6 protein-coding genes are annotated in these 6,270 nt (G+C 62.9%); all 6 read right to left on the bottom strand.

Translation table 11 applies throughout. The features are described from left to right. Nucleotides 1-378: 378 nt before the first annotated feature. Nucleotides 379-1,383 carry a LacI family DNA-binding transcriptional regulator gene (locus tag G0D83_RS09655; protein ID WP_164192679.1) on the bottom strand — a complete coding sequence of 335 codons (1,005 nt, stop codon included), beginning with the start codon at nucleotides 1,381-1,383 and terminating at the stop codon, nucleotides 379-381. 67 nt (nucleotides 1,384-1,450) lie between these two features. After that, nucleotides 1,451-2,509: an ABC transporter ATP-binding protein gene (locus G0D83_RS09650; protein ID WP_164192676.1), complete on the bottom strand. Its 1,059-nt coding sequence runs from the start codon at nucleotides 2,507-2,509 to the stop codon at nucleotides 1,451-1,453. A 3-nt stretch (nucleotides 2,510-2,512) separates the two neighbouring features. Beyond that, nucleotides 2,513-3,391, bottom strand: a complete 879-nt coding sequence (locus tag G0D83_RS09645; protein WP_164192673.1) for a carbohydrate ABC transporter permease — start codon at nucleotides 3,389-3,391, stop codon at nucleotides 2,513-2,515. Beyond that, nucleotides 3,391-4,422: a carbohydrate ABC transporter permease gene (locus tag G0D83_RS09640; protein WP_164192670.1), complete on the bottom strand. Its 1,032-nt coding sequence runs from the start codon at nucleotides 4,420-4,422 to the stop codon at nucleotides 3,391-3,393. The genes G0D83_RS09645 and G0D83_RS09640 overlap by 1 nt, the downstream gene beginning before the upstream one ends. Before the next feature lie 55 nt (nucleotides 4,423-4,477). After that, nucleotides 4,478-5,707, bottom strand: coding sequence for an ABC transporter substrate-binding protein (locus G0D83_RS09635; RefSeq protein ID WP_164192667.1), 1,230 nt, complete (start codon nucleotides 5,705-5,707; stop codon nucleotides 4,478-4,480). A gap of 81 nt (nucleotides 5,708-5,788) precedes the next feature. Beyond that, complete coding sequence (locus G0D83_RS31870) at nucleotides 5,789-6,217, bottom strand: ester cyclase (RefSeq protein ID WP_203595575.1); 429 nt, start codon at nucleotides 6,215-6,217, stop codon at nucleotides 5,789-5,791. Nucleotides 6,218-6,270 lie beyond the last annotated feature (53 nt).

Genomic DNA, 6,270 nt, shown 5'->3' with positions numbered 1-6,270 from the left:
ACGATCGCCCGGGTCTTGGCGTCGTCCTGCCGGCGGTCATCATCGGATTTTCCGCGCTTGAGGTATTCGATGGTCATGAACGGGTCCTTTGTCGTGGCGGGGTCGGCCGCCGTGGTCGAGGTAGATCCGCGGCGCGCAGGTGGAGAGCCACGGGATATTGATGACGGGCATCGCGGTACCGTGGGGGATGCCCTGAGCGCCTCGCGCGGGGGCGCAACAAGGGTGATTGCGCCATCGTCAAGGTAAAATGCACTCGATTGCAACAACGCCTAACAAGTGTTTACTGACTGCACAAGTCCATTTTGCAATCGTGTGCATGACGGTGCGAAATTTTTTTCCCGACTGCTCGCTCGATGCACGCAGGGCCCCGCCGCAGGATCAGGTTCGCGTGGTGCCTCGGTAGACCGGGAGCGGCTCAATCCGCAGCTTTCGGATCGGAGCATCGTCGCCTTCGATTGCGGCGATCAACTCGTCGACGGCCGTCGAGACCATCGAGTTCAGCCGCTGGCGTACGGTCGACAGGTTGAACGAGGGCCAGGCGGCCTGCTGCGAGTCGTCGAAGCCGACGACCGCGACGTCTTCGGGCACGCGCAGGCCGAGCTCGATACGGATCACGTCGAGCGCGGCGAACGCCATGTGATCATCGGCGACAAAAAGCGCGTCGGGCGGCTCGGGAACGTCGAAGAGCTCGCGCGTCGCATCCGCAGCATCCGCATAGTGGTAGTTGCCTACCGCGCGGGAATGCAGACTGTGCCCTGCCTCGGACAGCGCCGCAAGAAACCCTTCCTCGCGCTGCTGCTGGGTCGACGAGCCTTCGAAACCGGCGAGATGCGCGATGCGCCTGGGATTGCCACGGAGCAGCATCTCGGCCGCGACCCGGCCACCAGCGATATTGTCCGAGGTGACCGCGCGGAGCTGATCGCCCGGCTGGTCGCGGTTGAACAGCATGACCGGGATGTCACGCTCGCGCAGTCGCTCGGCAAGAGTCGAGGACAGCGAGACCGAAACCATGATCACCCCGTCGACGCGGTAGTCCATGATCGTCTGAACGACCGGTCCGACATCACCGACGGTCTTCGACGCCATGAACAGCAGCACGTGGTAGCCGTTCTCTTGCAGCGCGATCGACAGCTTCTCGACGGCCTCGGGGTAGAACTGGCTCTCGAAGTGATAGACCACCAGACCAATGATCCGGCTCTTGCCGGTGATCATCGCCCGCGCCAGCACGTTGGGCCGATAGCCCAGCTCTTCGGCGGCGACCCGGATCTTCTCGGCCATCTTCTTCGAGACCGACGCTCCGGGGGTGTAGAACCGGGACACGGCGGACTGGCTGACACCGGCCCTGCGGGCGACATCCACCGAAGTCACATTCTTTCCAGTCACATGCCGTTCCTCTCGCTGCGCATTGATCCGTCTACCCGCGGCCCGGGGCGCTGTCACCCCTGCAACCTCAGAGCCGCCGCGTAAGGCTCTGCCCGGTCTCGATATCGAACAGATGACAGGTTTCCGCCGGAATCTTCGCGGCGACGACCTCGCCGATCGAGGCCCGGAAATCCTTGGCCGCCTTGAGGTTCACCAGGTCCTTGCCGACCCGCACCGCGGCCATCGACGCCTCGCCCAGAAGCTCAAGCGCGTAGAGCGGCGCGGTGATGTCGCCGTTCTGCGGGACGAGGGTCACATCCTCGGCGCGGAACCCAAGGATCACCCGGCCCGACGGCCCGGTCGGCAGCCCCGCGAGCCGGATGTTCTCGGCCTCGAAGACACCGTTCGAGATCGTGCCCTCCACGAGGTTCATCGCGGGCGAGCCGATGAAGCTGGCGACGAACGTATTGGCCGGGTTGTCGTAGATTTCGGTCGGGGTGGCGACCTGCTGCACGACGCCACGGTTCATAACCACCACCCTGTCGGCGAGGGTCATCGCCTCGATCTGGTCATGGGTGACGTAGATGGTGGTTGTCTTCAACCTGTGCTGCAGGTTCTTGATTTCGGCGCGGGTGCTGACCCGCAGCTTGGCATCAAGGTTCGAGAGCGGCTCGTCCATCAGGAACACCGTGGGTTCGCGCACGATGGCGCGCCCCAGCGCCACGCGCTGCCGCTGCCCGCCCGACAGTTCGGCGGGACGCCGGTCCAGCAGCTCGGTCAGGTCGACCATTTCGGCAGCCTTCATGACGCGCTCGTGATGCTCGGCCTTCGGCACCTTGCGGACCTTCAGCGGGAAGCGGATGTTCTCGTAGACCGTGAGGTTCGGATAGAGCCCGTAAGACTGGAACACCATCGAGATGTCACGGTCCTTCGGCTCGAGATCGTTGACCACACGGCCACCGATGACAATCTCGCCACCGCTGATGTCCTCGAGCCCGGCGATCATCCGCATGGTCGTGGATTTGCCGCAGCCCGATGGCCCGAGCAGGACGAGGAACTCCTGGTCGGCGATGTGCAGGTCGAACTTGTCGACCCCGACCACGCTGCCCCACCGCTTGGTGACGTTTTTCAGAAGGATGTCGGCCATGAGTTACCCCTTGACGGCGCCGGCGGTGAGACCGCTGACGATCTGGCGTTGGAAGAACATCACGAGGATGAAGAGAGGAACGGTGGCCGAAACAGTTGCGGCAACCGCGTACATGATCGTGCCCTCGGTCTGCACCGTCCCGAGGAAGGAGTTGATCTTGGGGATCATTGTCTGGTTGTCCTGGTTGAGCAGCATGCCGGTCACCGCGAAGTCGTTGTAGGCCAGCAGGAAGCTGAACAGGCCGGTGGTGATCACACCCGGCCACATGACCGGCATGATCGCCAGGCGGAACGCCTGGAAGCGGGTGCATCCATCGACCATGGCGCTCTCATCGAGGTCCTTGGGGATCGACTTGAAGAAGCTGTGCAGCATCCAGATGGTAAAAGGCTGGTTGATCGCCACCAGTACGATGATCGCCGTCGGAAGATAGCCCCAGATGTTGAGCTCGAAGAAGGGCAGCAGGTAGCCCGAGACCAGCGTGATATGCGGCATGGCGCGGAATATCAGCGCCGCAATCAGGATCCAGAAGGTGTAGTTGCGCGTCGAGCGCGATAGTGCGTATCCGCCGAGCGTGCCGAAGAGCAGCGAGATCGAGGTCACGCAGATCGTGACGATCACCGTGTTCCAGACCGAATGATAGAACTCGCGCTCAATCCATGCGCCCTCATAACCGCCCAAGGTGTAGGCACCGCCGGTCTGTCTCTGCGTCGCCGGGCCGGAGATGGCGTTCCAGAAGGACTCGCGCGAAAAGAAGTCAGCCTGCACCTTGAACGAGCCCCAGACCGTCCAGAAGAACGGAAAGGCGGCAAGGACGAGCCAGGCGAGGAGGATCAGCGTCGTGGTGATCGCGAGCGGGCGGGAATAGCCGATCTTTGTGGTCATCAGCGGGCCTTCCGGTTGAAGTCGCGCCAGGTGCGGATGAGCACCGGCATCAGAAGAACGATTACGCCAACCATGGTCAGGATCGAGGTCGCCGCGGCAGAGCCGAAGAGTTGGTCGCTCTGCCCGCTCAGATCATTGTAGATCGACCACGAGAGCGACGTCGCGTTTGCCTCCGAGGAGAAGCCGATGATCGGCTCGAACACACGGAAGTTGTCCATCAGCAGCACCAGCCCGACGAAGGTCGCCAGCGGCGTCAGGTGCGGCATGACCACGTAACGGATGCGCTCCCAGCGATTGGCGCCATCGATCATAGCGCTTTCCAGGGTGTCCTTCGGCAGCGTCTGCAGCCCAGCGTAGAAAACCACGAAGGCAAAGGGGATCATGTGCCAGGTCCCGTAGACGATCAGGGTCACCCAGGTCAGCGCCGGGCTCGCCTTGAGGCTCAGCTCGGGATCGTCGAACAGCCATTGCAGCGAGGCGCCGATGACCCCATCGGAATTGATCATCCAAAAGAGGATCAGCGAGCCGAGCAGCGGCGTGACGATATAGGGCAACAGCGACAGGAAGATCACCGGCCCCCTGAAGAAGCGCGGGATGGTGTTGACCCCCAGTGCCACCGCGAATCCCAAGATCATCGACAGCGGCGTCACCAGGAAGGTGTAGACCAGCGTGAAGCTCAGCGCTTTGTAGAAAGGCAGATTGTAGATCCGGCTCACCACATCCCCGAGCCCATCATTGTCGGATAGGATCTCGCTCAACTCGGTCACCGCGAGGTGCGCACGGTTGAGATAGGTGCCGAACCCGTTGAAACGTCCAAGCGGTTCCGCCGCCTTGAGCGCGGCGGTGGCATCGGCATCGACCTTCGTCTCCGTCAGGCAGCCAAAGGGGCCGCAGTTCTCAACCGAGATCAGCACCTGCTCGTGCTCGACAAAGAGCGACTGAACCGCGACCGAAACGATCGGGAGCGCGATGAACAGGATCATGGCCAGGGCCGAGGGGAGAATGAAGGCGGCAAAATCGCGGTGGCGCATGGCCGTCTCCTTCTTGGATGACCCCCGGCCCCTTGGCCGGGAGTCTGGTCTAGTGTCAGTTGAGGAAGCCGGCTTCCTTAGCGGCGGTGCGATAGGCAGCCTCGACATCAGCCAGAGCCTGCTCGGCGCCTTCCTTGCCCTGCATGAAATCCACCAGCTCGGCCCCAAGGGCCGTGTGCAGCAGCCCCATGTAAGGCGATGTCGGATAGCCCTTGGCGCCGGCGGCGGCATTCCCCAGCACACCCCTTGCGGTTTCGGGGGCATCAAAATCTTTCATCAGCCAAGTGGCCGCCGACGGGTTCTCCTGCGCGATCTCCGGCCGAATGCCGTGGATCATCGCTATGAAGGATGCCTCTGCGTCGGCGTCACTGATGTTCTTGGCGATCGTGAAGCCGTCCCACCACAGCGCCGCCGCCGGGATCGAGCCACCGCCCACCGTCGGGGCGGGCGCAAGGATGGTCGCTGCACCGATCTCGGGCGCCGGGCCGTCGGGGTCGATGTGCCCGTTCACCATCGATCCCCACTGGTTCATGATCGCGACTTCGCCCGACAGATACATCGCCTTCATCTCGTCCGAGGTGACGGTCATGTACTCGGGCTGCATGTATTCTGTCAGCGCCTTCATCATCTCCAGCGTCTTAATGCCAGCCTCGCCGCTGATCGCCGGCTCGGCGCTGCCGGGCTCGAAGAACTCGCCGCCCATGCCGAGATACATGTTCACGAACTCCGCCGCGAGGTACCAGCCGGCCTGGTCTGAAGCTGCGAGAGGGTACTGCATGATCCCCTTCTCGCGGATCACCTTTGCCGCCTCGAGGATGCCTTCCCAGCTGGTCGGCTGTTCGAGACCGGCCTCTTCCAGCACGTCGTCGCGGATGAACAGATGCTGGCCGTTGCCCATGAAGGCGACCGCCATGGTTTTTCCGTCGATTTTGATCAGCTGGTTCGGCTGCAGGCTTTCGCCGTATTTTGCAACAAGCTCGTCGAGAGGACGGATCAGGTTCTTGTTGAGAAGCGGGACGATCGAATTGTTCGAGACCAGCGCGACGCTGTATTGCGCCGGGCTCACTGTAAGCGCCGGCACCTGGAGCGCCTTGTGCTCGGTGGTCATGTTCACCTCGACCTTTACGCCCTCGCCCGCACAGGTCTTCGCCTCGTCCAGGACGATCCCGAGCGAGTCGAAATCATTGGCCAGAATGCGGACGGTTCCACTCTCGATGCCGCAGCCGGCGTGCGCCACGCCCGCTCCCATCAAGAAGGCCAACGCCGTGGTGGTCAGTCGTTTCATAGGAATTCCTCCATGTTGGGGCCCGCCGGCGTGTGCTCCGCCGGTCGGGCTGGCCATGGGCGGGTGATCCCCGCCCCTGCATCACTTGTCCAGCGCATCCGAAGCCGAGGGAGCGTCGGCCATCTGCGCAAGTTTGATCTGCACCAGCAGCGACAGCTCGTCGAAAACGGTCCATTCGTCGACGATCTTGCCGTCCTTGTAGTGGTAGTGGCTCATGCCCATCACCTGAACCCGCTTGCCGGTCGGATCGCCGAGGCTGTCGAGACCGCCGAAGCCGAGGTGGTGCCCTTCCATCACCCAGCGCACCGCGACCTTGGTGCCGCCCTCGTTGCAGGGCGTGGAGCAGATGTGCTGCGGCGCGAAGGCGGCGTCGGGGAACGCCCCGACCAGACCGATGGCTTGGTGGCTGACCGAGGTGGTGCCGTAGAGTTCCTTCATCAACGGGCCATGATACATGACCGTCGGTGCGTAGACCTCGCGGATCTTGCCGAACATCTTCTTGTTGAACACCTCGTGCAGCCAGCTCAGCGTGTGGCGCTCCAGATCGTTGTTCGCGATGGAAA

This window comes from Salipiger sp. PrR003, assembly GCF_010500785.1.
GTDB classification, from domain to species: Bacteria; Pseudomonadota; Alphaproteobacteria; order Rhodobacterales; family Rhodobacteraceae; genus Salipiger; species Salipiger pacificus_A.
The sequence above is the reverse complement of the archived record's forward strand: the minus strand, read 5'-3'. Positions and strand labels throughout refer to the sequence as shown.